The organism is Brevundimonas denitrificans (genome assembly GCF_030160755.1).
GTDB lineage: Bacteria > Pseudomonadota > Alphaproteobacteria > Caulobacterales > Caulobacteraceae > Brevundimonas > Brevundimonas denitrificans.
Genome location: NZ_BSOY01000046.1, coordinates 1 through 24,639, shown reverse-complemented (window position 1 = coordinate 24,639; position 24,639 = coordinate 1). Strand labels below are relative to the sequence as shown.

Annotated in this window: 20 protein-coding genes; 10 read left to right on the top strand and 10 right to left on the bottom strand. The window is 68.4% G+C overall.

What is annotated here, in order from left to right:
• Both QQJ79_RS10465 and QQJ79_RS10460 read left to right on the top strand, forming a co-directional pair.
• On the top strand, positions 1-475 hold a 475-nt coding region (locus tag QQJ79_RS10465; protein ID WP_284222876.1), incomplete at its 5' end, for a response regulator.
• 34 nt (positions 476-509) lie between these two features.
• A complete protein-coding gene (locus QQJ79_RS10460; RefSeq protein ID WP_284222875.1) occupies positions 510-2,252 on the top strand; it encodes an AmpG family muropeptide MFS transporter in 1,743 nt (580 codons plus the stop codon).
• On the opposite strand, the gene QQJ79_RS10455 is transcribed toward QQJ79_RS10460, so the two are convergent.
• Together QQJ79_RS10455 and dapF are read right to left on the bottom strand one after the other, a co-directional pair.
• A complete protein-coding gene (locus QQJ79_RS10455) occupies positions 2,249-4,528 on the bottom strand; it encodes an NADP-dependent malic enzyme (RefSeq protein WP_284222874.1) in 2,280 nt (759 codons plus the stop codon). The two genes, QQJ79_RS10460 and QQJ79_RS10455, sit on opposite strands and share 4 nt — an antisense overlap.
• Positions 4,529-4,576: 48 nt before the next feature.
• Entirely contained in the window at positions 4,577-5,455 is an 879-nt protein-coding gene (gene dapF, locus QQJ79_RS10450; protein ID WP_284222873.1) for a diaminopimelate epimerase, read from the bottom strand.
• 60 nt (positions 5,456-5,515) lie between these two features.
• Here dapF and QQJ79_RS10445 point away from each other — a divergent pair, with 60 nt between their 5' ends.
• From QQJ79_RS10445 to QQJ79_RS10435, 3 genes are all read left to right on the top strand, one after another.
• Positions 5,516-6,331 (top strand): potassium channel family protein, encoded by an 816-nt coding sequence (locus tag QQJ79_RS10445; protein WP_284222872.1) that lies wholly within the window; start codon positions 5,516-5,518, stop codon positions 6,329-6,331.
• Between the two features lie 208 nt (positions 6,332-6,539).
• Entirely contained in the window at positions 6,540-8,717 is a 2,178-nt protein-coding gene (locus QQJ79_RS10440; protein WP_284222871.1) for a prolyl oligopeptidase family serine peptidase, read from the top strand.
• A 154-nt stretch (positions 8,718-8,871) separates the two neighbouring features.
• On the top strand, positions 8,872-11,097 hold the full coding sequence (locus QQJ79_RS10435) for a prolyl oligopeptidase family serine peptidase (RefSeq protein WP_284222870.1): 2,226 nt from the start codon (positions 8,872-8,874) through the stop codon (positions 11,095-11,097).
• Between the two features lie 26 nt (positions 11,098-11,123).
• Here the strand turns inward: QQJ79_RS10435 and QQJ79_RS10430 are convergent, their stop codons facing one another.
• From QQJ79_RS10430 to ftsY, 3 genes are all read right to left on the bottom strand, one after another.
• Entirely contained in the window at positions 11,124-11,753 is a 630-nt protein-coding gene (locus QQJ79_RS10430; RefSeq protein ID WP_284222869.1) for a MarR family winged helix-turn-helix transcriptional regulator, read from the bottom strand.
• A gap of 89 nt (positions 11,754-11,842) precedes the next feature.
• The gene (locus tag QQJ79_RS10425; protein WP_284222868.1) at positions 11,843-12,535 is read right to left on the bottom strand and encodes an inner membrane-spanning protein YciB; all 693 of its coding nucleotides are present in this window, start codon (positions 12,533-12,535) and stop codon (positions 11,843-11,845) included.
• A 3-nt stretch (positions 12,536-12,538) separates the two neighbouring features.
• Positions 12,539-13,474 (bottom strand): signal recognition particle-docking protein FtsY, encoded by a 936-nt coding sequence (gene ftsY, locus QQJ79_RS10420; protein WP_284222867.1) that lies wholly within the window; start codon positions 13,472-13,474, stop codon positions 12,539-12,541.
• A 184-nt stretch (positions 13,475-13,658) separates the two neighbouring features.
• On the opposite strand from ftsY, the gene QQJ79_RS10415 reads away from it, so the two are divergent.
• Positions 13,659-15,698: an NAD(+) synthase gene (locus QQJ79_RS10415; RefSeq protein WP_284222866.1), complete on the top strand. Its 2,040-nt coding sequence runs from the start codon at positions 13,659-13,661 to the stop codon at positions 15,696-15,698.
• Positions 15,699-15,824: 126 nt separating this feature from the next.
• Here QQJ79_RS10415 and QQJ79_RS10410 read toward each other — a convergent pair whose 3' ends face one another.
• Together QQJ79_RS10410 and QQJ79_RS10405 are read right to left on the bottom strand one after the other, a co-directional pair.
• A complete protein-coding gene (locus QQJ79_RS10410) occupies positions 15,825-16,700 on the bottom strand; it encodes an alpha/beta fold hydrolase (protein WP_284222865.1) in 876 nt (291 codons plus the stop codon).
• 86 nt (positions 16,701-16,786) lie between these two features.
• Positions 16,787-17,299, bottom strand: coding sequence for a D-glycero-alpha-D-manno-heptose-1,7-bisphosphate 7-phosphatase (locus tag QQJ79_RS10405; protein ID WP_284222864.1), 513 nt, complete (start codon positions 17,297-17,299; stop codon positions 16,787-16,789).
• Between the two features lie 159 nt (positions 17,300-17,458).
• Here QQJ79_RS10405 and QQJ79_RS10400 point away from each other — a divergent pair, with 159 nt between their 5' ends.
• Together QQJ79_RS10400 and QQJ79_RS10395 are read left to right on the top strand one after the other, a co-directional pair.
• Complete coding sequence (locus tag QQJ79_RS10400) at positions 17,459-18,616, top strand: DegT/DnrJ/EryC1/StrS family aminotransferase (RefSeq protein WP_284222863.1); 1,158 nt, start codon at positions 17,459-17,461, stop codon at positions 18,614-18,616.
• Positions 18,617-18,625: 9 nt separating this feature from the next.
• On the top strand, positions 18,626-19,561 hold the full coding sequence (locus tag QQJ79_RS10395) for a Gfo/Idh/MocA family protein (RefSeq protein WP_284222862.1): 936 nt from the start codon (positions 18,626-18,628) through the stop codon (positions 19,559-19,561).
• A gap of 223 nt (positions 19,562-19,784) precedes the next feature.
• On the opposite strand, the gene QQJ79_RS10390 is transcribed toward QQJ79_RS10395, so the two are convergent.
• Positions 19,785-20,270 (bottom strand): MaoC family dehydratase, encoded by a 486-nt coding sequence (locus QQJ79_RS10390; protein ID WP_284222861.1) that lies wholly within the window; start codon positions 20,268-20,270, stop codon positions 19,785-19,787.
• A 13-nt stretch (positions 20,271-20,283) separates the two neighbouring features.
• Positions 20,284-21,276, bottom strand: a complete 993-nt coding sequence (locus tag QQJ79_RS10385; RefSeq protein ID WP_284222860.1) for a threonine ammonia-lyase — start codon at positions 21,274-21,276, stop codon at positions 20,284-20,286.
• A gap of 44 nt (positions 21,277-21,320) precedes the next feature.
• Between QQJ79_RS10385 and glpK the strand changes: the two genes are divergently transcribed.
• Both glpK and QQJ79_RS10375 read left to right on the top strand, forming a co-directional pair.
• Positions 21,321-22,826 (top strand): glycerol kinase GlpK, encoded by a 1,506-nt coding sequence (glpK, locus tag QQJ79_RS10380; protein WP_284222859.1) that lies wholly within the window; start codon positions 21,321-21,323, stop codon positions 22,824-22,826.
• Positions 22,823-23,914: a phosphotransferase family protein gene (locus tag QQJ79_RS10375; protein WP_284222858.1), complete on the top strand. Its 1,092-nt coding sequence runs from the start codon at positions 22,823-22,825 to the stop codon at positions 23,912-23,914. The genes glpK and QQJ79_RS10375 overlap by 4 nt, the downstream gene beginning before the upstream one ends.
• Here QQJ79_RS10375 and QQJ79_RS10370 read toward each other — a convergent pair.
• Positions 23,911-24,639: CHAT domain-containing protein (locus tag QQJ79_RS10370; protein ID WP_284222857.1), on the bottom strand; the 729-nt coding region annotated here is incomplete at its 5' end. The genes QQJ79_RS10375 and QQJ79_RS10370 overlap by 4 nt on opposite strands.

The window sequence follows — 24,639 nt, the reverse complement described above, 5'->3', positions numbered from 1 at the left end:
GGCGTCGGGTGCGGGCCACGCCCACCAGCCCGGCCTGCCGCCTCCGCCGCCGCCCGAGGACGACCGCGTCGCCCCGACGCGCTTCTCCGGCACCCGGGTGCTGCTGGTCGAGGACAATCCGGTCGGCGCCCTGCTGGCCGCAACTTTGCTGCGCCGCGAGGGCTGCGCCGTCGAGACCGCCGCCAGCGGCCATGAGGCGGTCGATGCGATGAAGCGCGCCCGCTACGACCTGGTCTTCATGGATATGCGGATGCCCGGCATGGACGGGCCCAGCGCGGCCCGCGCCATCCGCGCCCGCGGCGACCGCACGCCCATCGTCGCCCTGACGGCCAACGCCTTCGCCGAGGACCGCAAGGCCTGTCTGGAGGCGGGCATGAACGACCATCTCGTCAAGCCGCTGGAACTGGAATCCCTCCGGGCCTCACTCGCCCGCTGGACGAACTGCACGGACCGCGCCAAGGTCGCCATCGGATAGGGACGCGGGGGCGTCGCTGCGAGGGACGCCAGAGATGACCGACGCCAATACGCCCGCCAAACCGCGCGGCCTGGGAGGTCTCGCGGTCTATGGTGAGCGGCGCGTGTTCGTAATGCTGCTGCTGGGCTTCGCCTCGGGCCTGCCCAACCTCCTCATCTTCGACACCCTGTCAGCCTGGCTGAGAGACGCCAATGTCTCGCTGGAGGTGATCGCCTTCTTCGGCCTGGCCACCCTGACCTATGCGCTGAAATTCGTCTGGGCGCCCCTGCTGGACCGGACCAATATCCCGGTCCTGACGAAATGGCTGGGCCACCGCCGGTCGTGGATGCTGGCCACCCAGGCCATGCTGATACTCGGTCTGTGGCTTATCTCGGGGTCCAATCCGCAGAATGCGCTGGGCATGGTCGCCCTCTTCGCCGTGATCGTGGGCTTCTTCGGCGCCACCCAGGACATCGCCATCGACGCCTGGCGGATCGAGGCCGCCGACGACAGCCGGCAGGGCGCCATGGCCGCCGCCTACCAGCTCGGCTGGCGCGCCGCCCAGATCACCGCCGGCGCCGTCCCGCTGATCCTGGCGGAGCTCTATAACTGGAACCTCTCCTACGCCGTCATGGCGGCGCTGATGGGCTTCGGCGTGCTGGGCGTGCTGATGGCTCCGCGCGAGCAGCAACACATTGTCCGGCCGATCCCGGTCGGTGATGTGCCCTCGCGCCCTGCGTTCGAGGTCGTCGAATGGGTCGTTCGTCTGGCGCTGATCGCCGTGGCCGCCCTGGTCATCGGCACCGGCCTGACAGACAAGCCTGACGCCCTGCTGTGGGCGTTCAGCGGGCTGATGGATGAGCCCGCGCGCCTCGCCGTGACCGCGGGCCTCGAGAACAACGAGCTCGCGGGCGTCCTGCTTCAGTTCGCCTATGTCATCGGCGGCTTCGCCCTTCTGGCGGCGGCCTGCTGGCCCCTGCCCGGATTGCGCACCCGGCCCGGAGCCTATCTTGCGGGATCGTTCGGCGAACCGCTGATGGACTTCTTCGTCCGGTTCGGGCGGCTGGCCCTGCCGATCCTGGCCCTGATCTGCCTTTACAGGCTGGCGGACTTCGTCCTCAACATCATGAACCCCTTCTACCAGGACCTCGGCTTCACCAAGATCGAGATCGCCGAGGTTCGAAAGGTGTTCGGCGTCATCGCCACATCGGTCGGAGTGGTTCTGGGGGGCTGGATGGTCGCCCGCCTGGGTCTGATCCGCACCATGGTCATCGGCGCCTTCATGAGCCCGGTATCGAATCTGATCTTCGCCTGGCTCGCCACCCAGGGGCACCAGTTGTCGGCCCTGTTCGTCGCCATCAGTGTCGACAATCTCGCCACCGGCATCGCCGGGACCGCCCTCATCGCCTACATGTCCAGCCTGACCTCGATCGGTTTCACGGCGACCCAGTACGCCCTGTTCAGTTCGCTCTACGCCCTGCCCGGCAAGATCATCGCCAGCCAGTCAGGCAAGATCGTCGAGGGCTCCGCGCGCTGGGCTGACGGCGGCGGTCTGCCCGCCATCTTCAAGGGCCTGTTCAACCGCATGCCCGAGGGTTCGCTGGTCGAGGGCGCGGCCAAGAGCGGCGTGTCCGTGGCGGGCCTCGGCGCCGGCTATTTCACCTTCTTCCTCTATTCGACGGTGATCGGCGTCTTCGCCATCCTGCTCGCCTTCTACGTCGCCAAACGGCAGCCGGCGGTCATGGCTGAACAGAAGGCGCGCGAGGATGAGGCGGCCGCCGAAGCCCAGCCGTCCTAACCCTCCGCCACCGCCCCTTCGTCATAGGCGGCGAAGGTGGCGGCGGTGATGATTTCGGAGACCGAGGCGCCGAGGCTGACGATCTGGACGGACTTCTCCAGCCCGACCAGCAGCGGTCCGATGACCGTCGCGCCGCCGAGCTGCTGCACCAGTCGGGTCGAGATGGAGGCGGAGTGGATCGCCGGCATGACCAGCACATTGGCGTGGCCGGTCAGGCGCATGAACGGATAGGCCGCGCGAGCGTCGGGATCGAGCGCCAGCTCCGGCGGCATCTCGCCCTCGTATTCGAAATCGACGCCGCGCGCGTCGAGGATGCGGATCGCCTCGCGCACCTTCTCGCCCCGGTCGCCCGGAGGATTTCCGAATGTCGAATAGCTGAGGAAGGCGACGCGCGGGGTCTTGCCCAGCTTCCGGACCGTTTCGGCGGCCTGGATGGCGATCTCGGCCAGTTCTTCCGCGTTCGGAAGTTCGTGGATCGAGGTGTCGGCGACGAACAGGGTGCGGCCCTTGGCCAGCAGGATCGACATGCCGATCATGCGATTCTTGACGTCGAGGACGCGGCGGACCTCTTTCAGCACCATGTTGAAATTGCGGGTCACGCCGGTGACCATGGCGTCGGCCTGACCGCGGGCGACCATGGCCGCGCCGAAATAGTTGCGGTCCTGGTTGATCATCCGCTGCACGTCGCGACGCAGATAGCCGCGGCGCTGAAGCCGGGCGTAGAGCCAGTCGGTGTAGTCGGCGTTGTGCTCGCTGACGCGGGCGTTGACGATCTCGATGCCCATGTCGTCGAAGATCAGCCCGGCCTCGGCGGCGTTCTGGCGGATCAGATCCTCGCGGCCCAGCAGGATCGGCGTGCCGAGCTCGGCCTGTTTGAAGCCCCAGGCGGCGCGGATGACGGCGGTCTCCTCGCCCTCGGCGAACACGACCCGCTTGTTGGGGGCGGCGCGCACGGCGCCGGAAATGTTCTGCATGAGGGCGGCGGACGGATCGAGCCTCGAGCGCAGCTCGGTCCGGTAGGCGTCCATGTCCTCGATCGGCTTGCGCGCCACGCCGGTGTCCATCGCCGCCTGGGCGACGAAGGGCGGGATGTACCAGATCAGGCGCGGATCGAACGGCGACGGGATGATGTAGTCGGGACCGAAGCGCAGCTTGCGGCCGCGATAGGCCATGGCGACCTCGTCCGGCACGTCTTCGCGGGCGAGGGCGGCCAGGGCCTGGGCGCAGGCCACCTTCATCTCGTGATTGACCCGCCGCGCCCGCACGTCCAGCGCGCCGCGGAAGATGTAGGGGAAGCCCAGGACGTTGTTGACCTGGTTGACGTAGTCGGACCGGCCCGTGGCCATGATGGCGTCCGACCGCACCGAGGCCACGTCCTCGGGCGTGATCTCCGGGTCCGGATTGGCCATGGCGAAGATGATAGGATTGGGGGCCATGGAGGCCACCATTTCCTTGGTGATCGCGCCCTTGGCCGACAGGCCGAGGACCACGTCGGCGCCGACCATGGCCTCGGCCAGGGTGCGGTGCGGAGTGTCGGTGGCGTGGGCGGCCTTCCACTGATCGACGTTGTCGCGGCCCTTGTAGATGACGCCGTCGCGGTCGACGATGACGGTGTTCTCGGCCCGCACGCCGACGGCCTTCATCAGTCCGATCGAGGACAGGCCCGCCGCCCCGGCGCCCGCCAGCACGACCTTGATGTCCTCCAGCTTCTTGCCGGTGATGTGGCAGGCGTTGATCAGGCCGGCGGTCGAGATGATGGCCGTGCCGTGCTGGTCGTCATGGAAGACCGGAATGTCGAGCAGGTCCTGCAGCTCGCTCTCGATGACGAAACACTCCGGGGACTTGATGTCCTCCAGATTGATGCCGCCCCAGGTGTCGCCGATGTTCTTGACGACGGTGATGAACTCGTCCGGGTCGGTGGTCTTGACCTCGACGTCGAAGCTGTCGACGTCGGCGAACCGTTTGAACAGGACGGCCTTGCCCTCCATCACCGGCTTGGACGCCATATGGCCGAGGTTGCCGAGGCCGAGGATGGCCGTGCCGTTTGAGATGACGGCGACCAGATTGCCCTTGGACGTATAGTCGTAGGCCTTGTCCACATCGGCGGCGATGGCCAGCACCGGGATGGCCACGCCGGGCGAATAGGCCAGCGACAGGTCGCGCTGGGTCGCCATGGGCTTGGTCGGCGCCATGGAGATCTTGCCCGGCGTCGGGCTGCGGTGAAACTCCAGCGCGTCTTCGTCGGAGAAGGTCTGTTTGTCTGTGAGATCGGCCATGCCCGTTCCTAAGCCGGGGGAGGGGCGGGGACAACCGTTGACGCAGCGTCAGAGCGCCAGCGTCCCCGTCCGTTCGACCTCGACCGGGCCGGTCATGAAGACGTGGTCGGTGGCCTCGTCCCATTCGATCCGCAGTTCGCCGCCGTCGACCTCCACCGTCGCCGCCCGTCCGGTCAGGCCGCGGCGGGCGGCGGCGACCAGGGCGGCGCAGGCGCCGGTGCCGCAGGCCCGGGTCAGGCCGGCCCCGCGTTCCCAGACGCGCAGGCGGATATGGTCGGGGGCCATGACATGGGCGAAGCCGACGTTGACGCCCTGGGGGAAGCGCGGGTGGTGTTCGATCAGCGACCCCGTGCCGCGCACAAAGGCGTCGTTCGGCGCATGGTCCATGAAGAAGACGACATGCGGATTGCCCATGGAGACGGCGCCGGGCGTATGCAGCACCGGGTCGTCAATGGGGCCGACCTGAAGCTCTATGCCGCGCGTATCCATGGCCTCGTCAAGCGGGATCTGGGTCCAGTGCAGCCGGGGCGCGCCCATATCGACTTTCACATGGGCCGTGGTCGTCGGCCCTTCGGGACCTCCCGACCCGACACGGCCTGGGCCTTCGGCTCGCCAGGCCGTGGTCGGGCCGCCGAGCGTGTCGATCGTGACCTGATCCTTGCCACTCGACTGCAGCAGCATCCAGCCGACGCAGCGCAGGGCGTTGCCGCAGGTCTCGACCACGCCGCCGTCGGCGTTCCACACCCGCATGAAGGCGTCGGCGGTCTGCGAGGGCTCCAGCGCGATCAACTGGTCGCAGCCCTCGCCCGTGCTCCGGTCAGCGATGGCGCGCGCCTGGTCGGCCGTCGGCGCGAACGGCGTCTCCAGCGCATTGACGACGACGAAATCGTTGCCGGCGCCGTTCATCTTGACGAAGGGGCGGGTCATGTCAGCCGACATATAGCGACGGGCTGGACCCGACGCGAGAGAAGGGCGTTAAGCTGAACCATGAGTCGCGCGACGCCCGCCAGCCCGTCCCAACCCCCCAAGGCCGAAGGGCTGCGGCTCAGGGCGCGGCTGCGCTATCTCTATCACGGCGCGTCGCCGCTGGCGGTGCGGTTCCGGCTGGCGGTCATCGTCATCGACTTCGCCATCATCGGTTTCTTCCTCGCCGCCCCGATCCTGCACGAGGCGGGACGGGTGTTCTATGTCGTGGACTATGTCGTGGCCGCCGTGCTGGCGGCCGATCTCGCCGCGCGCGCCTATGCCCATACCGACTGGAAGGACTGGCTGAGAAAGCCGGCCACCTGGGTCGACCTGTTCGTGCTGGCGACCCTGCTGTTCCCCGGATGGCTGTTCAATTTCGGCTTCCTGCGCCTGCTGCGGCTGTGGACCCTGCTCAACTCGGACTTCTTCTGGCGCACCATCGGGCGCAAGTACGACGACACCCGGGTGGAGGAGATCACCCGCGCCCTGGCGTCCCTGGTGACCTTCATCTTCGTGGTGACCGGCTTCGTCTACGCCACCTTCCGCGGCAGCCACCCGGGGATCAGCGGCTATCTGGACGCCCTGTATTTCACCGTCGCCACCCTGACGACGACCGGCTTCGGCGACATCACCCTGCCCGGCAACTGGGGTCGGGTGTTGTCGATCGTCGTCATGCTGACCGGCATCACCCTGTTCCTGAGGCTGGCCCAGACCATCTTCAAACCGCACAAGATCAAGTTTCCCTGCCCCACCTGCGGCCTGCAGAAGCACGACCCGGACGCGGTCCACTGCAAGGCCTGCGGCGTGGTCCTGTGCATTCCGGACGACGGGGCGTGAGGGGGTGATTGGTGGGTGGTGATTGCCGCTTCGGTGACGGCGGAAGGGCGGCGCCGACCGAGCCGCCGCGCCGCTGCCGGCCATCACCAATCACCAACCGCCAATCACCCGCCGAGATGACAAAGCCGTAACCTCGGCCCGCCCCGGCTTGTGGCGGACCCGCCCGCCGCTAAGGTGCCGCCCGACCAACCGTCGGGGACACAGCCACATGATCCGCACCGCCGCGCTCGCCGCGCTTCTCGCTTCCACCGCCCTTTCGAGCGCCGCCATGGCCCAGACTGCATCGCCCGCCCCCGCGCCCGCCGAGGCTTCCGGCGGCTTCGCGACCTCGGACGCGACCGATCCCTACATCTGGCTGGAAGAGATCGACGGCGAGCGCGCCATGGCCTGGGTCAACGCCCACAACGAGCGCTCGCTTGGGGTTTTGCGCGGCGACCCGCGGTTCGAGGGCCTGCACCAGCAGGCGCTGGAGATCGTCCAGTCACGCGACCGCATTCCCTCGCCGGGCTTCAACCACGACGGCACGATCGATAATTTCTGGCAGGACGCGGAGCATGTGCGCGGCATCTGGCGCACCACGACGCTGGACAGCTACCGCACCGAGGCGCCGCAGTGGGAGACGATCCTCGACTTCGACGCCCTGGCCGCGGCCGAGGGCAAGAACTGGGTCTACAAGGGCGCGACCTGCCTGCCGCCGGACGAGACCCGCTGCCTCGTCTCCCTGTCGGACGGCGGCAAGGACGCGGTGACCATCCGCGAATTCGACCGCACCACGCGCACCTTCGTCGAGGGCGGCTTCGTGCTCGAGGAATCCAAGGGCGGCGCTTCCTGGGTGGACGAGAACACCCTGCTGATCTCGCGCGATTTCGGTCCCGGCACCCTGACCAGCTCGGGCTATCCGATGATCGTCAAGGTGCTACGGCGCGGCCAGACGATAGACCAGGCGCAGACGGTGTTCACCGGCCAGCCGACGGACGTCTCGGTCTCTGGCTATACGCTGCGCGACGCCGACGGCGTGGTGCGGGCGACCCTGATCAACCGCGGCGTCAGCTTCTATGAGGGCGAGACCCACCGGCTGAACCCGGACGGCACGACGACGAAGCTGGAGCTGCCCGCCAAGTCGAACATCAACGCCCTCGTCCGTGGACAGATGGTCTTCACCACCGACCAGGACTGGACCGCCCCGTCGGGGCAGGAATTCAAAACCGGCGACGTCATCGCCTATGATCTGGCGGCCTGGCTGGCGGACCCGACCGTGCGTGCGCAGCTGGTCATCCGCCCCGGCCCGCGCGAGGCCATCGAGGGCATCTCCAACACCCGCAACAAACTGGTCGTGGCCCTGTACGAAAACGTGCGCGGCTCGGTCTATGTCTATGAGCCCAACCCCTCGGGCGAGTGGGCGCGCAGCCGCATGGACCTGCCGCAGAACGTCTCGGTCGGCGTCGGTTCGGCCAGCGAGCGGGACGACCAGGTCTTTGTCAGCGTCACGGGCTATCTTAACCCGTCCAGCCTGTATCTGGCCGACGCCGCGACGGGCGAGGCTGACCTGACCAAATCCCTGCCGGCCAAGTTCAACGCCGAGGGTATGACGGTCGACCAGTTCGAGGCCCGCAGCGCCGACGGGACCATGATCCCCTATTTCGTCGTCCATCGCGCCGACATGGCCATGGACGGCTCGAACGCGACCCTGCTGTACGGCTACGGCGGCTTCCAGTCGTCGCTGCTGCCCGGCTATTCGGCCACGGTCGGCAAGCTGTGGCTGGAACGGGGCGGGGTCTATGTCATCGCCAACACCCGCGGCGGCGGCGAGTTCGGTCCCAACTGGCACCAGGCGGCGCTGCAGGAGAACCGGCAGCGGGCGCACGAGGACTATCAGGCCGTGGCCATGGACCTGATCGCGCGCGGCGTCACCAGCCAGCCGAAGCTCGGCATCATGGGCGGCTCGCAGGGCGGACTGTTCATGGGGGCGATGCTGACCCAGCGCCCGGACCTGATCAATGCGGCGGTCATCCAGGTGCCCCTGTTCGACATGCTGCGCTTCCACCGACTGCTGGCCGGGGCCAGCTGGATCGCGGAATACGGCAATCCGGACATTCCGGAAGAGCGCGCCTGGATCCAGGCCTATTCGCCCTACCAGAACCTGCGCGCCGGCCAGCCCTATCCCGAGGTCTTCATCCACACCTCGACCAAGGACGACCGCGTCCATCCCGGCCACGCCCGCAAGGCGGCGGCGCGGCTGGAGGAGCTCGGCTATCCGGTGCTGTTCTATGAGAACACCGACGGCGGCCACGCGGCGGGGGCGAACCTGCGCGAGACCGCGCGGCGGCTGGCGCTGGAATACACCTATCTGACCCGGCGTCTGATGGATGCGCCGGCGGCGGAATAGGCCAGTTCAATCCGCTCATCCCGGCGAAAGCCGGGACCCAGTGCTTTCATCAGGGCATCGGCGGCTGGGATCAGCGGGCAGTCACACCGGCGGCGCCGATCGCCCACAGAACTGGGTCCCGGCTTTCGCCGGGATGAGCGAAAGTTGTAGTGCGATGAACCGACTGATCCTGTCCGCCGCGATTCCGGCGCTCCTGCTCGCGGCCTGCGCGGGCGGCCCCGCCCAGCTCCAGGTTCCGATCCTGGACGTCGCCGACGTGCCGCGGCCCTTGCTGCTCCCGCCGCCCCACATGCCGGCCGACCTGACCCCCGCGGGCGTTCGCGCGGCCGACGACCATCTGGCGCTGGAGGAGGTCAACGGGACCGAGGCGATGGCCTTTGTGGCGCAGTCCAACCAGCGCGCCCTGGCCGCCCTGACCGGCGATCCGCGCTACGAGACCTTCCGCCGGCAGGCCGAGGCGATCCTGACCGCCACCGACCGGATTCCGTCGCCCAGCTTCCTCGGCGACGGCATCGGCAATTTCTGGCAGGACGCGGCCAATCCCAAGGGGATCTGGCGCCGCACGACGCTGGACAGCTATCGCTCGGCCAATACCGAGTGGCGGACCCTGCTCGACATCGACGCCCTGTCCCGCGCCGAGGGCCGGGACTGGGTGTGGAAAGGGGCGGATTGTCTGGCCCCGGACGAAACCCGCTGCCTGATCAGCCTGTCCGACGGCGGCAAGGACGCGGTGGTGGTGCGCGAGTTTGATGCGTCCACCGGCCTGTGGGTCGAGGACGGCTTCATCCTGCCCGAAGGCAAACACCGGCTGGAATGGCTGGACCGCGACACCCTGCTGGTGGCCACCGATTTCGGCGCCGGCACCCTGACCGAGAGCGGCTATCCCTTCATCGTCAAATCGCTGAAGCGCGGCCAGACGCTGGCGCAGGCGACGGAGGTGTATCGCGGCGACATCGGCGACGGGGGGTATGGGGTCAGCCCGTCGGTGTATCGCGACAAGGACGGCGCGGTTCTGGCGGTTTTGTTCAACCGCCCCCTCGATACCTTCCGATCCGAGACCTGGCGCTTGGTGGACGGCCAGGCGGTCAAGCTGAACCTGCCGGAGCGGGTCAGTGTCTTCGGCGCCCAAGGCGGGGCGTTGATCGTGTCCAACGATGAGCCTTGGACCTATCTCGGGCGTGCTGTTCCTCCGGGTTCATTGGTGACGGCGAATTTGGACGGGCTCTCCGGCGCGGACGAGGTTATCGCTGTTGGACATTCGCCGGTGATCTTCTCGCCCGGCCCGCGCGAGTCCCTGCAGGATGTCCGCGTGATGAGCGACGGCATAGTCGCGGCCATTTCGGACAATGTGGTGGGGCGACTGGTCCGATTCCAACCCCGGCAGGTCGGCCGGGACTCCGTCGCATGGCGCGCAACGAGCATCCCGGTGTCAGCTAACAGCGCTGTAGGATTGGGTGATTCTTCCAAGTCCCGCGGCGAAGTTTTCGTCTCGACCCAAGGCTTCCTGACTCCGCCGACCCTCAGCCTCGCGGACGCATCTTCCGCGACGATCGCGGAACTCCGCTCGGCCCCCGCCAAATTCGACGCCTCCACCCACGTCACCGAGCAGTTCGAGGCCCGGTCCTCGGACGGGACGATGATCCCCTATTTCGTCACCCGCCCGCGCGACATGGCCATGGACGGTTCGGCCCCGACCATCCTGTTCGGCTACGGCGGGTTCCAGGTCAGTTTCCCGCCGGCCTACAAGCCCGAGATGGGCAAGCTGTGGCTCGAGAACGGCGGCGTCTTCGTCCAGGCCAACATCCGCGGCGGCGGCGAGTTCGGGCCGTCGTGGCACCAGTCCGTCCTCAACGAGAACCGCCAGCTGGCCTTTGACGATTTCGCCGCGGTCGCCGCCGACCTGCATGCGCGGGGCATCAGTTCGCCGCGCCGCACAGGCATCTACGGCCGCTCCAACGGCGGCGTCCTGACCTCAGTGACGCTGACCCAGCACCCCGAGCTGATCAACGCCGCGGTGATCGAGAGCCCGCTGATCGACATGTTGCGCTATCACGAACTGCCCGCCGGGGCCTCGTGGATCGGCGAATACGGCGACCCGCGCATCCCGGAGGAAGCCGCCTGGATCGCCCGCTATTCGGCCTATCAGAACCTTCGTCCGGGTGCGGACTATCCGCGCGTCTACATCACCACCAACACCCGGGACGATCGCGTCCATCCCGGCCATGCGCGCAAATTCGCCGCCCGGCTGACCGACATGGGCTATGACCACCTCTATTATGAAGAGACGTCAGGCGGTCACTCCAACGACGCCGACCCGGTCGCCAACGCCCGCCGCTGGGCGCGGCACTATGTCTATCTGAGTCAGCAGCTGATGGACTGAAGGGGCGGCTGACGATAGCGGGGGGGTTAAGCCGGCTCGACGACCTTGGCCTTCTTCGCCTTGGCGGGCTTCTCCGCCTTTTCGGCCTTGGGGGGCTTTTCGGCCTTCACCTTGGCGGGCCTGGCCGCCTTCTTCGCCAGCTTCTTCGCCTCGCGCGCAGCCTTCTTGGCCGCCCGGGCCTCGGCCTTGGCCTTGTCGGGCGCCGCATCAGCCTCGCCGGCCAGTTCGGCCAGGAGGCCGAGGAAGCCGTCGCGCTTGGCCTTGGGCAGCAGGGCGAGGATGCGTTTGTCGGCGGCCTCAACCTTCGGGCGGGCGGCGTCCAGGGCGGCCTGACCGGGGCCGGACAGGCTGACCGCTTTGGCGCGGGCGTCGATCGCCGATTTCTCGCGCGCCAGCAGCCCCTTGGCCGTCATGCGCGAGACGAGGTCCGCGAGGGTGGAGCGGTCGATGCCGGTGGCGCGGACGAGGTCGGTCTGGGTCAGGCCCGACTTCTGCGACACGGCCTCCAGGACCGCGAACTGGCGCTGGGTCAGGCCGTCGGGGCCCGTCTCCTCCGAGTAGATGTCCAGCGCCAGCTGCAGCACACGGTGCATCAGGTGGCTGGGCGAGCCGCCCAGGCCTCCGCCGCGCTTCGACTTGTTCCCGGACTTGACCATGAACCGTATCCCTTCGGCCTCGATGGGCCATGCGTAGCAGTGACGTTTTACGGTTTGACGACGGACGATCCGCCGTCGGTCCGGATATCTCAGGGCGCGGTGTCAGGCTCCGTGGGAGCCATGGGATCGACCGGCGCATCCGGCGAGGTCAGGTTGCGCATGATCAGCGGGATCTGCGACAGGCCGAAGGCTGATGAGGCGATCCACAGCACGCCCCGGAAGCTGACCCAGACATCGGCCGGATCAACGTCGCCGCGGCCGATGCGGGCGGCGGCCCAGCCGACAAGGGCTTCGCTGCGGACCAGTTCATTGACGATCGCGACCGCCAAAAAATAGACGCCATAGCGGAGCGTCAGCGTCCGCCATGCCCGGTCGTTGATCGGGATCACCGTGCCCAGCAGGGCCTTCAGCGGCTGTTTGCCGAGCAGGACGCCGCCGATCAGGGCGACCGCCAGCGACAGGTTCAGCGCCGTGACCTTGACCTTCACCCACAGACCGTCGCCGGTCAGCAGGGTCAGCAGGCCGAAGACCAGGGCGAAGCCGCCGACCAGCAGCGGCATCAGGGCCAGACGTTTCTCGACGATCAGGCCGACGGCGACGCCGACGGCGGACCCGGCGACGAGGAACCAGGTCGCCTGGACCAGGGCCTCGTCGCCGCTCATGCCGCGCAGGCGCATCACCAGAAAGGCGAGCCCGAAGGCCAGCAGGCCGCCGAAATCCACGACCTGCCGCAGGCGGGAGTCCGTCTTCACCGTCGGTTCGGGGGCGGCCGCGTCACTCATGCATCAGTCCTCAAGCCCCACCAGCAACCTTGAAAAGGCCCGGGCGTCGAAGGGTTGCAGGTCGTCGACGCCTTCGCCGACGCCGATCAGCTTGATCGGGGCGTCCGAGGCCTGGGCGACGGGCACCAGAACCCCGCCGCGCGCCGTGCCGTCCAGCTTGGTCATGACCAGGCCGGAGACATAGGCCGTGCGGCCGAAGATCTGTTCCTGGGCCAGGGCGTTGCGGCCCACGGTGGCGTCCAGCACCAGCAGGGTCTCATGCGGCGCCTCGGGATCAATCTTTTTCAGCACCCGGACGATCTTCAGCAGTTCGTCCATCAGGGCCGACTTGTTCTGCAGCCGGCCCGCGGTGTCGATCAGGACCACGTCGTACCCTTCGGCCTTCGCCTTGGTATAGGCGTCGAAGGCGAGGCCCGCGGGGTCGGCGCCGTCGCGACGGCTCTCGAAGGTCGCCCCGGCGCGTTCGGACCAGACCTTCAGCTGTTCACGGGCGGCGGCGCGGAAGGTGTCGCAGGCGACGATCATCACCTTGGCGCCCTGTCCCGTCAGGTCGGCGGCGATCTTGCCCAGGGTGGTGGTCTTGCCCGAGCCGTTGACGCCGACGAACAGGGTGACGAAGGGCCGCGGCCCGTTCAGGGGCTCATAGCGGGCCTGGTGGTGGATCAGTTCGGCGGTCACGGCCTCGGCCAGCGCCTCCTTGACCTCGCGCTCATTGGCCCCCGCGCCGAAGCGGAGTTCGCGGAAGCGGGCCACGATCCGGTCGGTGGCCGCGGGCCCGAGGTCGCTCTCCAGCAGATGCTCCTCCAGCCCCTCCAGCGCGGCTTCGGACAGCGGTTCCTTGATGAAGGTCGCGACGACCTGTTCGGTCATCTGTTTCGAGGAGCGGGAAAGGCCCTCGGTCAGGCGCGAGAGCCAGCCCTTTTTCGGCGCGTCGTTCATGGGTTGGCTTTAGCGGGGCTGAACCTGCACGTCACCAACTACTCCGCTCATCCGGGCGAAAGCCGGGACCCGGTTCTTTGGATGAGCGGTTTGGGCCTATATGAGCATAACAGACGGCCTGGCCGTCGATGTCACGCTGGACAGAACTGGGTCCCGGCTTTCGCCGGGATGAGCGGAAAGTTTTATGGCCAAGACCCACCCGTTCCATTCGCCCCGCACCCACGGCTTCGTCCGCGTGGCCGCCGCCACGCCGGTGGTCCACACCGCCGACCCTGCCGCCAATGCTGAAGAGCATGTGGCCCTCATCAAACAGGCGGGCGCGCAGGGCGTCGACCTGATCGTCTTCCCGGAGTTGAGCCTCAGCGGCTACGCCATCGACGACCTGTTGATGCAGGATGCGTTGCTGGCGGAGGTCGAGCGGCAGATCGCGGTTCTCGCCGAGGCGGCGGAAATGGCGGGCGTGATCGCCGTGGTCGGGGCGCCGCTCCGCAATGGAGACGCCCTGTACAACTGCGCCGTGGTGTTGGGTTCGGGCGCCGTGCTCGGCGTTGTGCCCAAGACCTATCTGCCCAACTACCGGGAATATTACGAGAAGCGCTGGTTCGCCCCCGCCGCCAGCCGGTCAGAGGACACGATCGTTCTCGACGGCGAGTCGGTCGACTTCGCGCCCGGCCTGATCTTCGAGGCGGTCGATCGGCCCGGCTTCGTCTTCGCCGCCGAGATCTGCGAGGACTTCTGGGCCCCGCAGCCGCCCTCGACCCGCGCGGCGCTGGCCGGGGCTCGCATCCTGCTGAACCTGTCAGCCTCCAACATCGTCATCGGCAAGGCGGACGAACGGGCCGTATTGTGCGCCAGCCAGTCGATGCGGACCCTGTCGGCCTATGTCTTCACCGCCTCCGGCTGGGGCGAGAGCACCACCGATCTGGCGTGGGACGGCCAGGCCACCATCCATGAGCTTGGCGCCAAATTGGCGGAGGGCGAGCGGTTCGCCCTGGAAAGCCATCTGACCGTCGCCGACATCGACGTCGAGCGCATCGGGCTGGACCGGCTGCGCAACGGCACCTTCGCCGACTGTGCAAGGTTGGAAGGCGAGCCCGCGACGGTGGTGCCGTTCGAGGCCGGGCCGGGGCCGGCCGGCGACCTCCTCCGCCCCCTCGACCGCTTCCCCTTCGTGCCGGACGACCCGGCCCGGCTGGACCAGGACTGCTACGAGGCCTTCAACATCCAGGTTCAGGGGCTGATGCGCCGGATGAAGGCGACGAACGGCGAGAAACTCGTCATCGGCGTCTCGGGCGGGCTGGACTCGACCCAGGCCCTGCTGGTCGCCTGCCGCGCCTTCGATCGCCTGGGCCTGCCGAGAACCGGCATCCTCGGCTACACCCTGCCCGGCTTCGCCACCTCGGAAGGGACGAAGTCCAACGCCTGGGCCCTGATGAAGGCCCTGGGCGTGACCGGGGCCGAGATCGACATCCGGCCGACCGCGACCACCATGCTGGAGGCCATCGGCCACCCGTTCGCCAGGGGCGAGCCGGTGCATGACATCACCTTCGAGAACGTCCAGGCGGGTCTGAGGACGGACTATCTGTTCCGGCTGGCCAACCAGAACGGGGCCTTCGTCCTCGGCACGGGCGACCTGTCGGAACTGGCGCTGGGCTGGGCCACCTATGGCGTCGGCGACCATATGAGCCACTACAACGTCAACGGCGGGGTGGCGAAGACCCTGATCCGGCACCTGATCCGCTGGGTGGCGACGAAGGAATACGAGGGCGAGGCGGCGGCCGTGCTGCAGGCCGTCCTCGACACCGAGATTTCGCCCGAACTGGTCCCCGCCGGCGCCGACGGCAGACTGCAGTCGACCGAGGCGACCGTCGGCCCCTATGCGCTGAACGACTTCTTCCTGTTCTACATCACCCGCTTCGGCCTCAAGCCGTCCAAGGTCGCGTATCTGGCGCATCAGGCGTGGAAGGACGCGGCGACCGGCCACTGGCCGACGGCCACGCCGGACGCCGAGCGGGTCGAATACGACCTCGCCACCATCAAGCACTGGCTGCGGAAATTCCTGTTCCGCTTCTTCCAGACCAGCCAGTTCAAGCGGTCCGCCCTGCCGAACGGGCCCAAGGTGGTCACCGGCGGTTCGTTGTCGCCACGCGGCGACTGGCGGGCTCCGTCGGACGCTACGGCAAGGGTGTGGCTGGACGAGCTGGAAGCGAACGTTCCGGAGTGAGGGAGTAGCTAGTGGCTAGTGGCTGGTGGCTGGTGGCTGGCCACCGCATGCGTAGCCGCGCCGACGCTGTCGCCCTTCCGCCGTCGGTGGAGCGGGATCCCTAACCACTAACCACTGGCCACGTCGCTACGGCAGCTCGCTCAAAAACGGAAAGATCGCCGCCTTGGCCTCGGGCTCGTCCAGCATCGGGGCGTGGCCGATGCCGGGGACCTCGACGAAATCCATTTTCGCGGCCCGTTTGCGCATCTTCGCCGCGATTTCGGGGCTGAGCAGGTCGGAGGTCTCGCCGCGCACCAGCAGGGTCGGTCGGCCCTTCGCCAGCCGGGTGAAGAAGGGCCACAGATTGGGGACCAGGGCTTTCGATCCGGCCGCCCGGATCGGGGCCATGATGTCCGGGTCATAGTCCGGCACCGGCGTGCCCTCGGTGCCCATGCGGAAGGTGCGACGGGCGAAGGCGTCCCAGTCGGCGTCCGAATAATGGGGCAGGGCGACTTCGTTGAGCTTTCGGACATAGGCGGCCGCGTCCGCCCAGTTGTTGATCTCAACAGCCTGGCCGGCATAGGCGGCGATCCGGGCCAGGCCGACGGGGGAGACCTCGGGGCCGACGTCGTTGATGATGGCGGCGGCGATGACCTTCGACCGGATGGCGGCCAGGGCCATGGTGATCAGACCGCCCATGGAGGTGCCGAGGAAGACCGCTCGCTCGATGCCGAGGTCGCGCATCAGGGCCAGGACGTCCTGGGCGTAGGTCGCGGGCTGGTAGGTCATCGGATCCGGGGCCCGGTCGGACTGGCCGCGACCGCGGATGTCCACGGCCAGCACCCGCCGGCCGCTCTGGGCGATCTGGGGCGCGATGGCGTCGAAATCGGCCGAGTTGCGGGTCAGGCCGTGGATGGCGATGACCGGCAGTTTCGCCGTGCCGGACGCGGCGGCGTAGTCGCGGGCGAACAGGCTCAGCCCGTCGGCACTGGACCAGCGGCGCTCGGCGAAGGTCTGGGTCATGGATGGCTCCGGAGGCTGACGGCCCAGCCTATTTCATGAGTCGGGGAATTCCCACCCGACGCAAACTGACAGCCGGTGTCAGCGCGTCAGTGACCCAGCAGTTCCCGGACGAATTCGCACAGGTCGCCGCCTTCGAAGCGGAAGCCCGGCACCCCGGCGCGACGGGCGGCCTCCATGTCCGACGGCTGGTCGCCGATCATGAAACTCTTCAGCGGATCGATATTGTGGTCGGCTATGGCCCGCAGGATCATGCCGGGGTTGGGTTTCCGGTCCGGATGGTCGGGATGGATATAAGCCTCGACCCGGCCCTCGCTGTGGAAGGGGCAGGCGTAGACGGCGCCGATCACCGCCCTCTGGGCCGCCAGTTTGCGAACGATCAGGGTGTTGAAGGCCTTCATCTGGTCTTCGCTGAACAGGCCGCGCGCGACGCCCGACTGATTGGTCACGATGACGCACAGATAGCCTAGCTGGTTCAGATGCCGCACGGCCTCGGCCGCGCCGGACACGAGACGCAGCTGCTCTTCCAGGTGGGGATAGCCAGTGTCCTCGATCAGCACGCCGTCGCGATCGAGGAAGACGGCGGGTACGCCAGAATTCATGATTGCCGGGCATACGGCGCCGTACACGGTCGTTGCAACCCGTCACGCGAAGTGACGGGTCCGGATTTGGCTTTAGGGCGGCCGATTTGGTAGGAGGCCGCAACCGCAGCGGCGCTGAACGCGCCCTGCATCATCCGCGCGCCCGGAGATCGTCCTGCCATGAGCATTTCCTTCATCGACCTGCAGGCCCAGCGCCTCCGCCTGAACGGCAAGATCGAGGCCGCCGTGCAGGCTGCCGTCGTCGAGGGCGCCTGGGTCATGGGCCCGCAGGTGCGCCAGTTCGAGGCCGATCTGGCCGCCTTCGGACAGGCGAAACACGCGCTGGGCTGCGCCAATGGCACCGACGCCCTGGCCCTGCCGCTGATGGCCTGGGGCATCGGTCGCGGGGACGCGGTGTTCACGCCCAGCTTCACCTTCGCGGCCACCGCCGAGATCGTGCCGTGGTTCGACGCCGAGCCTGTCTTCGTCGATGTGGACGCCACGACCTACAACATGGATCCCGGCCACCTTGAGGCCGCCATCGAGGCGACGATCAAGGAAGGCCGGCTGAAGCCGCGCGTGGTCATCGCCGTCGACCTGTTCGGCCAGCCCGCCGACTATCCCGCCATCAAGGCGATCTGCGACAAACACGGGCTCAAGCTGATCGCGGACTCGGCCCAGGGCTTCGGCTGCACCATCAACGGCGAACATCCGCTGAAATGGGCCGACATCACCACGACCAGCTTCTTTCCGGCCAAGCCGCTGGGTTGCTACGGCGACGGCGGGGCGGTGCTGACCAACGACAGCGACCTGGCCCAGATGATCGAGTCGCTCCGCGTCCACGGCAAGGCGACCGCCTCCGATCTGAAGGACCGAACCTTCGAGCATGACCCCAAATACCTGAACATGCGCATCGGCCGGAACAGCCGGCTGGACACCATCCAGGCCGCTGTCCTGATCGAGAAGCTGAAGGTGTTCGGCGACGAGATCGAATGGCGCAACCGGATCGCGGCCCGCTACAATGAAGGCCTGCGCCCTCACGTCGCCGCCGTGCCGGACGTGCCGGCGGGCAACGTCTCCAACTGGGCCCAGTACACCATCGAGCACGAGGACCGGGACGGCCTGGCCGCGCACCTGAAGACCCAGGGCGTGCCCACCGCCGTCTACTATCCGATCCCGCTGCACCTGCAGCCGGCCTACGACATGTATCCGCGCGGGCCGCAGGGCCTGCCGGTGACGGAACGGCTGATGCAGCGCGTCATCAGCCTGCCGATGCATTCCGATCTCGACGAGTCGACGCAGGATACGATCATCGCGGCGGTCGCCAGCTTCCGGTAAGGTCGCCGGATGACCCAACACCTTCCCCCGCTCAAGGTCGGCGTCGCCGGCGTCGGCGTCATGGGGCGCAACCACGCCCGCGTCCTGTCCGACATCCGCGACTTCGACCTGACCGCCGTCTTCGATCCGGACGCCGCGACGGCCGAGGGCGTCGCCGGCCTGTATGACGCCGCGGCCTTCACCACGGCCGCCGATTTCGTCGCCGCCGGCCTCGACGCCGCCGTGGTGGCGACGCCGAACCGGCACCACGCCGAGCTGGGCGTCGCCCTGCTGGAGGCCGGGGTCCATGTCCTGGTCGAAAAGCCGATCGCCGCCACCGTCGCCGACGCCCAGCGGATGATCGACGCGGCGAAGGCCAATAACCGCGTGCTGATGGTCGGCCAGGTCGAACGCTTCAATCCTGCGGTCGAGGCGGTCAAACGCGCCATCGACGGCGACGACGTCATTTCGATCCAGATCACTCGCGTCGGCCCCTTCCCGCCGCGCATGGGCGAGGTGGGGGTGGTCATCGATCTGGCGGTGCATGACATCGACATCATCCGCCATCTGACGGAGTCCGAGATCGTCGAGGTCCAGCCCCAGCTCGCCCGCACCAAGGCCGAGCGCGAGGACACGGCCCTGCTGCAGTTCCGCCTGGCCAACGGGACCATCGCCCACATCACCACCAACTGGGTTACGCCCTACAAGGTCCGCACCCTGCAGGTCGCCACCATGAACCGGTTCGTGGTGGCCGACCTGATCACCCGTCAGGTCACGGAGTATTTCGGCCAGCAGGCCGACGGCTCCTATCAGACCCGCGCCGTCAACAGCTGGCCCGCCGAGCCGCTGAAGAAGGAGCTGGAGGCCTTCGCCCACGCGATCCGAACGGGCGAGCCGCCGGCGGTCACGGGCGAGGACGGGTTGCGGAACCTGGAAGTGGCGCTGAGGTGTCTGGGGGAGGGGTGACCTTCTCTCCGCACATCCCGGCGAAAGCCGGGCTTCCCGGCCTGGCCCAGCGGTCCCGAGGTTCGTCACAAAGGGCACGAAGAAGAATTCACAAAGGGCGCAAAGGGGCCAGCGCCTGGCTCCGATTCCTTTGTGTCCTTCGTGACCCTTGGTGTGCTTTGTGATGAGCCTTGGGTCTCTGCGTCAGGTTCACAGTTTCCGGCGTGCGCCGGAATAACTGGGATCAAGCTTGACCCACCACCTGCATCCCCAGCCATTCCGCGATCAGGGCCGGCTTCTCCGCCCCCTCGATCTCGACCGTGACCTCATGCTTGAGCAGCCAGCGGCCGCCGCCCTTGTCGTCGGCGGACAGCAACTTGAACCGGCCCCGGACCTTCGAGCCCGCGGGCACGGGGGCGAGGAAGCGCAGTTTGTCGAAGCCGTAGTTGACCCCCATCACCGCCCCTTCCAGCGGCGGCACGGCGTCATAGGTCATGGCCGACAGCAGGCTGAGGGTCAGGAAGCCGTGGGCGATGGTGCCGCCGAACGGGGTCGCAGCCGCCGCCACCGGATCGATATGGATGAACTGCCGGTCCTCGGTGATCTCGGCGAAGGCGTCGATGCGGGCCTGGTCGACGGTGATCCAGCGGCTGACGCCGATCTCCTGACCGATCAGTCCGGGCAGGTCGGCGACGGGGGTCGGGGCGCCCTTGCGTTCGGTGCGGCTCATGCGGTCGGTTCCTTCAGGGGATGGGCGTGAAACGGTCTTCGATGATGGCGGCGAACAGGGCCGGGTCGACATTGCCGCCGGACAGCACCACGGCGGTGGTCAGGCCCGCCGTCCTGACCTTGCCGGCCAGCACGGCCGCCAGCGACACGGCCCCGCCGGGCTCGACCACCAGTTTCAGCACCTTGAAGGCATAGGCGACCGCCGCCGCCACCTCGGCGTCCGAGACGGTCTCGACCCGGTCGACGCGGCGGTTGATCGGGAATGTCAGCTCGCCCGGACGGTCGGTCATCAGGGCGTCGCAGATGGTGCCGGGCGCCGGCGGATGGGTCAGCCGCTCGCCCGCCGCGATCGACAGCTGCATGTCGTTGTAGTGCTTCGGCTCGACCGCGATCACCGGCGTGTGCGGCGACAGGGCCGCCATCGACAGATTGATCCCGGCGATCAGTCCCCCGCCCGAGGCGCCGCAGACCAGCTGGTCCAGCGGGGCGGCGCCGACGGCCTTGGCCTGGTCGATGATCTCCAGCCCGATCGTGCCCTGGCCCTCGATGACATAGGGGTCGTCGAACGGGCGGACGAGGATCGAGCCCTTCGACGCCGCGATCTCCTCGCCGATGGCTTCGCGGCTTTCGGTGTAGCGATCGTACATCCGCACCTCGCCCCCGAAGGCGATGACGCCCTCGACCTTCACCCGGGGGCTGTCGGCCGGCATGACGATGATGGCGTGGGTCCCGACCATGCGGGCCGCCGCGGCCACGGCCTGGGCGTGGTTGCCCGAGGAATAGGCCACGACCCCGCGTTTGAGCTCGTCGGGCGTCAGGCGGCTGATGCGGTTGTACGCCCCGCGGAATTTGAAGGCCCCGGCCAGCTGCAGGTTCTCCGCCTTCATCAGCACCCGCCCGCCGAGCCGTTCGTTCAGGGCAGGGCTCTCGATCAGGGGGGTGCGGACGGCGTGGCCGGCGATCTGGCGGGCGGCGTCCTGGACGCCGGCGAAGGAGGCGATATGCATCCGGCCACTTAACCGCATCGCCTTGATCCGCGTAAGGTGCCCGGATGAAGTCTCTGATCCTCGCCATCGACCAGGGCACGACCTCGACCCGCGCCATCGCCTTCGAGGCCGCGCCCGAGGGAGGGCTGCGGCCCGTCGCCGTCAGCCAGATCGAGCTGGAACAGCATTTTCCGCACCCCGGCTGGGTCGAGCATGACGCCGCCGAGATCTGGGCCGCGACCCTGCAGACCTGCCGTGAAGTGATCCGCAAGGCCGGGGGCGTCGGCCGGTTCGTCGCCATCGGCATCACCAACCAGCGCGAGACCTCCGTGTTGTGGGACGCCGCGACGGGCGAGCCGCTGCACCGCGCCATTGTCTGGCAGGACCGGCGCACGGCGGATGTGAGCGGGAAACTGGCCGCCGCCGGCCATGAGCCAATGGTGCAGGCGGCGACCGGCCTGATCCTCGATCCCTATTTCTCAGCGTCGAAATTCGCCTGGCTGCTGGACGCCGTGCCCGGCGCCCGGGCCCGGGCCGGGGCGGGCGAGGTCAAGGTCGGCACGATCGAGTGCTGGCTGATCTGGAAGCTGACCGGCGGCGCCAGCCACGTCACCGACGCCACCAACGCCAGCCGAACGTCGCTGATGGACCTGGCGACCCGCACGTGGCGGTCCGATCTCGCGGACCTGTTCAAGGTCCCGATGTCGGTCCTGCCGGAGATTCGCGGCTGCGCGGATCATCTCGGCGACTGCGATCCTTCCTTGTTCGGGGCGGCCCTGCCGATCCACGGTGCGGCGGGGGATCAGCAGGCGGCGCTGGTCGGACACGGAGCGCTCAAGGCCGGGGACGCCAAGATCACCTACGGCACCGGCGCCTTCCTCGTCGCCAATGTCGGGAGCAAGCCGGTCGCCTCCGCGAGCCGGCTGCTCGGCACCCTCGGCTACGCCGCCGACGGACAGATCGCCTGGGCGCTCGAGGGCTCGATCTTCTCCGCCGGCTCCGCGATCCAGTGGCTGCGCGACGGGCTGAAGGTGATCACCGAGTCGCGCCAGTCCGAGGCCATGGCCCAGGGGCTGAAGGACAATGGCGGCGTCTATCTGGTCCCCGGCTTCACCGGGCTCGGCGCGCCTTGGTGGGAGCCGGAGGCGCGTGGGACCATCGTCGGCCTGACCCGGGACAGCGGCCCGGCCCAGATGGTGCGGGCGGCGCTGGAATCGCTGGCCTACCAGACCCGCGACCTGCTCGACGCCCTGGCGAAGGACGGGGCGCCGAAGTTGAAGGTGCTCAAGGTCGACGGCGGCGTCACCGCGAACGCCTTCGCCATGCAGTTCGTGGCCGACATTTGCGACGTCGTGGTCGAGCGCCCGGCCTTCCAGGAGATGACTGCGCTGGGCGCGGCCAAGCTGGCGGCCCTGGGCGTCGGCCTGATCGACGACCTGGAGGACCATCCGGTCGAGGCCCCGGCGCGCTGGACGCCCCGCATGGCGGCGGACGAGCGCGCGCGTCTGCTCAAGGGCTGGCGCGGCGCGGTGCGCGCGGCCATCATCGCCGCTCACCCGGAAGACGCATGACCCAGACCGCCCCCGAAGACGCCCAAAACGCAGATGCTCAGGCCACCTTCTCCGGCACCCGTGAGGTGGACCCCCGCTATGCGCTCGACGAGGCGGCCCTGGATCGCTGGCTGACGGCCCATGTCGAGGGCTATGCCGGACCGCTGACGGTGCGCCAGTTCAAGGGCGGCCAGTCGAACCCCACCTATGAGCTGGTCACGCCGGGACACGCCTACGTCCTCCGCCGCAAACCGCCGGGGACGCTGCTGCCCAGCGCCCATGCCGTGGACCGCGAATTCACCGTCATCTCGGCCCTGCATAAACAGCACTATCCGGTCGCCCGGCCTTATGCCCTGTGCACGGACGATGCGGTCATCGGCTCGATGTTCTACGTCATGGACAAGGTCGAGGGCCGGGTCCTGTGGGACCTGAAACTGCCGGGCATGGAGCCGGCCCAGCGCCGCGCCATCTATGATTCCCAGGTCGATACCCTGGCCGCCCTGCACGCCTTCGACCCGGTCGCCATCGGCCTCGGCGACTACGGCCGGCCCGGCAACTATTTCGAGCGTCAGGTCGGACGCTGGACCAAACAGTACCGGGCCTCGGAGATCGATCCGATCCCGGCCATGGACCGGCTGATCGAATTCCTTCCGGCCACCCTGCCGCCCGACGGGCCGACGCGGATCGTCCACGGCGACTTCCGGCTGGACAATCTGATCCTCGCGCCGGACGGGCCGCAGGTCCGCGCCGTGCTGGACTGGGAGCTGTCGACGCTGGGTGATCCGATGGCGGACTTTTCCTATCTGCTGATCGCCTGGGTCATCCCGGCGACGGCGCGCAATGGTCTGGCCGGCGCCGATATCGAAGCCCTGGGCATTCCGTCGGTGGCCGAGACGGTGGATCGCTACGCCCGGCTGACCGGGACGACGCCCGCCAATCTCGACTGGCTGTTCGCCTATAATCTGTTCCGCTTGGCCGCCATCTGTCAGGGCATAGCCGGACGCGTTCGCGACGGCACGGCGGCCTCGGCCCATGCCCGGACCATGGCGGCGCAGGTGCCGATGCTGGCGGCGGGCGCGCTCAGTTTCGCGGAGAAGGCGGGGGCTTAGCCCGGCTCGCCCACCAGCGTGAAGGCCGCCCAATAGGCTGGGTGCGCCCAGCGACGCTCGGCGCGGACGGCGCGGATGCCGGCCTGCAACGCCCGGGCGCGGACGCCGGGATCGCCCGCGCGGCTGTCGTCGAGATCGGCGAAGGCGGAGGTGATCAGGGTCGTCGTTGCGGCGTCCGACACCTCCCAGTGGGAGACCATCACCGACCGGGCGCCGGCGTAGAAGAAGGCCCTCGCCAGCCCGGACAGGCCCTCGCCGCCGGGCCGCCCGTCCGAGGCCGCAGTGTTGCAGGCTGACAGGACCACGAACTCGGCATTGAGGCGCAGCTGGGCCGCCTCGGAGGCGCTGAGGTAGCCGTCGTCGGCCTCGGTGGCCTGGTCGGGCGGGGTCATGACCAGTCCCGGCTCGGCGGCGGCGGAGCCGGCCATGAGGCCGTGGGTCGAGAAGACCACGAACCGCGCCCGCGACAGGGCCTCGGCGTCGACGGCGCGCACGGCGTGTTCGGTCGCCTCGGGACCGATCCGGACGAGGGCGTCGGGATAGCGGGTCTTCAGTGTCTCCAGCTCCAGCTTCGAACCGGGCAGGGCGGGCAGGGCGCGCAGCTTGCCGACATCGGCCAGCCGGCCTTCGCCCATCACGTCGTCGGCCGCGGGCGACCCGCGGGTGGCGTTGGTCGGCTCGCCCGCCAGCAGGGGGGCGCCGAAGGCCGCGAGCTGCAGCCGGGC

Bases quoted from the DNA above. Each gene is read 5' to 3' on its own strand.
- QQJ79_RS10460 (WP_284222875.1), top strand. From the start codon at position 510: ATGACCGACGCCAATACGCCCGCCAAACCGCGCGGCCTGGGAGGTCTC.
- QQJ79_RS10425 (WP_284222868.1), bottom strand. From the start codon at position 12,535: ATGAGTGACGCGGCCGCCCCCGAACCGACGGTGAAGACGGACTCCCGC.
- QQJ79_RS10395 (WP_284222862.1), top strand. From the start codon at position 18,626: ATGACCCAACACCTTCCCCCGCTCAAGGTCGGCGTCGCCGGCGTCGGC.
- ftsY (WP_284222867.1), bottom strand. From the start codon at position 13,474: ATGAACGACGCGCCGAAAAAGGGCTGGCTCTCGCGCCTGACCGAGGGC.
- QQJ79_RS10385 (WP_284222860.1), bottom strand. From the start codon at position 21,276: ATGCATATCGCCTCCTTCGCCGGCGTCCAGGACGCCGCCCGCCAGATC.
- QQJ79_RS10405 (WP_284222864.1), bottom strand. From the start codon at position 17,299: ATGAATTCTGGCGTACCCGCCGTCTTCCTCGATCGCGACGGCGTGCTG.
- QQJ79_RS10445 (WP_284222872.1), top strand. From the start codon at position 5,516: ATGAGTCGCGCGACGCCCGCCAGCCCGTCCCAACCCCCCAAGGCCGAA.
- QQJ79_RS10435 (WP_284222870.1), top strand. From the start codon at position 8,872: ATGAACCGACTGATCCTGTCCGCCGCGATTCCGGCGCTCCTGCTCGCG.
- QQJ79_RS10455 (WP_284222874.1), bottom strand. From the start codon at position 4,528: ATGGCCGATCTCACAGACAAACAGACCTTCTCCGACGAAGACGCGCTG.
- dapF (WP_284222873.1), bottom strand. From the start codon at position 5,455: ATGACCCGCCCCTTCGTCAAGATGAACGGCGCCGGCAACGATTTCGTC.
- QQJ79_RS10430 (WP_284222869.1), bottom strand. From the start codon at position 11,753: ATGGTCAAGTCCGGGAACAAGTCGAAGCGCGGCGGAGGCCTGGGCGGC.
- QQJ79_RS10415 (WP_284222866.1), top strand. From the start codon at position 13,659: ATGGCCAAGACCCACCCGTTCCATTCGCCCCGCACCCACGGCTTCGTC.
- QQJ79_RS10410 (WP_284222865.1), bottom strand. From the start codon at position 16,700: ATGACCCAGACCTTCGCCGAGCGCCGCTGGTCCAGTGCCGACGGGCTG.
- glpK (WP_284222859.1), top strand. From the start codon at position 21,321: ATGAAGTCTCTGATCCTCGCCATCGACCAGGGCACGACCTCGACCCGC.
- QQJ79_RS10440 (WP_284222871.1), top strand. From the start codon at position 6,540: ATGATCCGCACCGCCGCGCTCGCCGCGCTTCTCGCTTCCACCGCCCTT.
- QQJ79_RS10400 (WP_284222863.1), top strand. From the start codon at position 17,459: ATGAGCATTTCCTTCATCGACCTGCAGGCCCAGCGCCTCCGCCTGAAC.
- QQJ79_RS10375 (WP_284222858.1), top strand. From the start codon at position 22,823: ATGACCCAGACCGCCCCCGAAGACGCCCAAAACGCAGATGCTCAGGCC.
- QQJ79_RS10390 (WP_284222861.1), bottom strand. From the start codon at position 20,270: ATGAGCCGCACCGAACGCAAGGGCGCCCCGACCCCCGTCGCCGACCTG.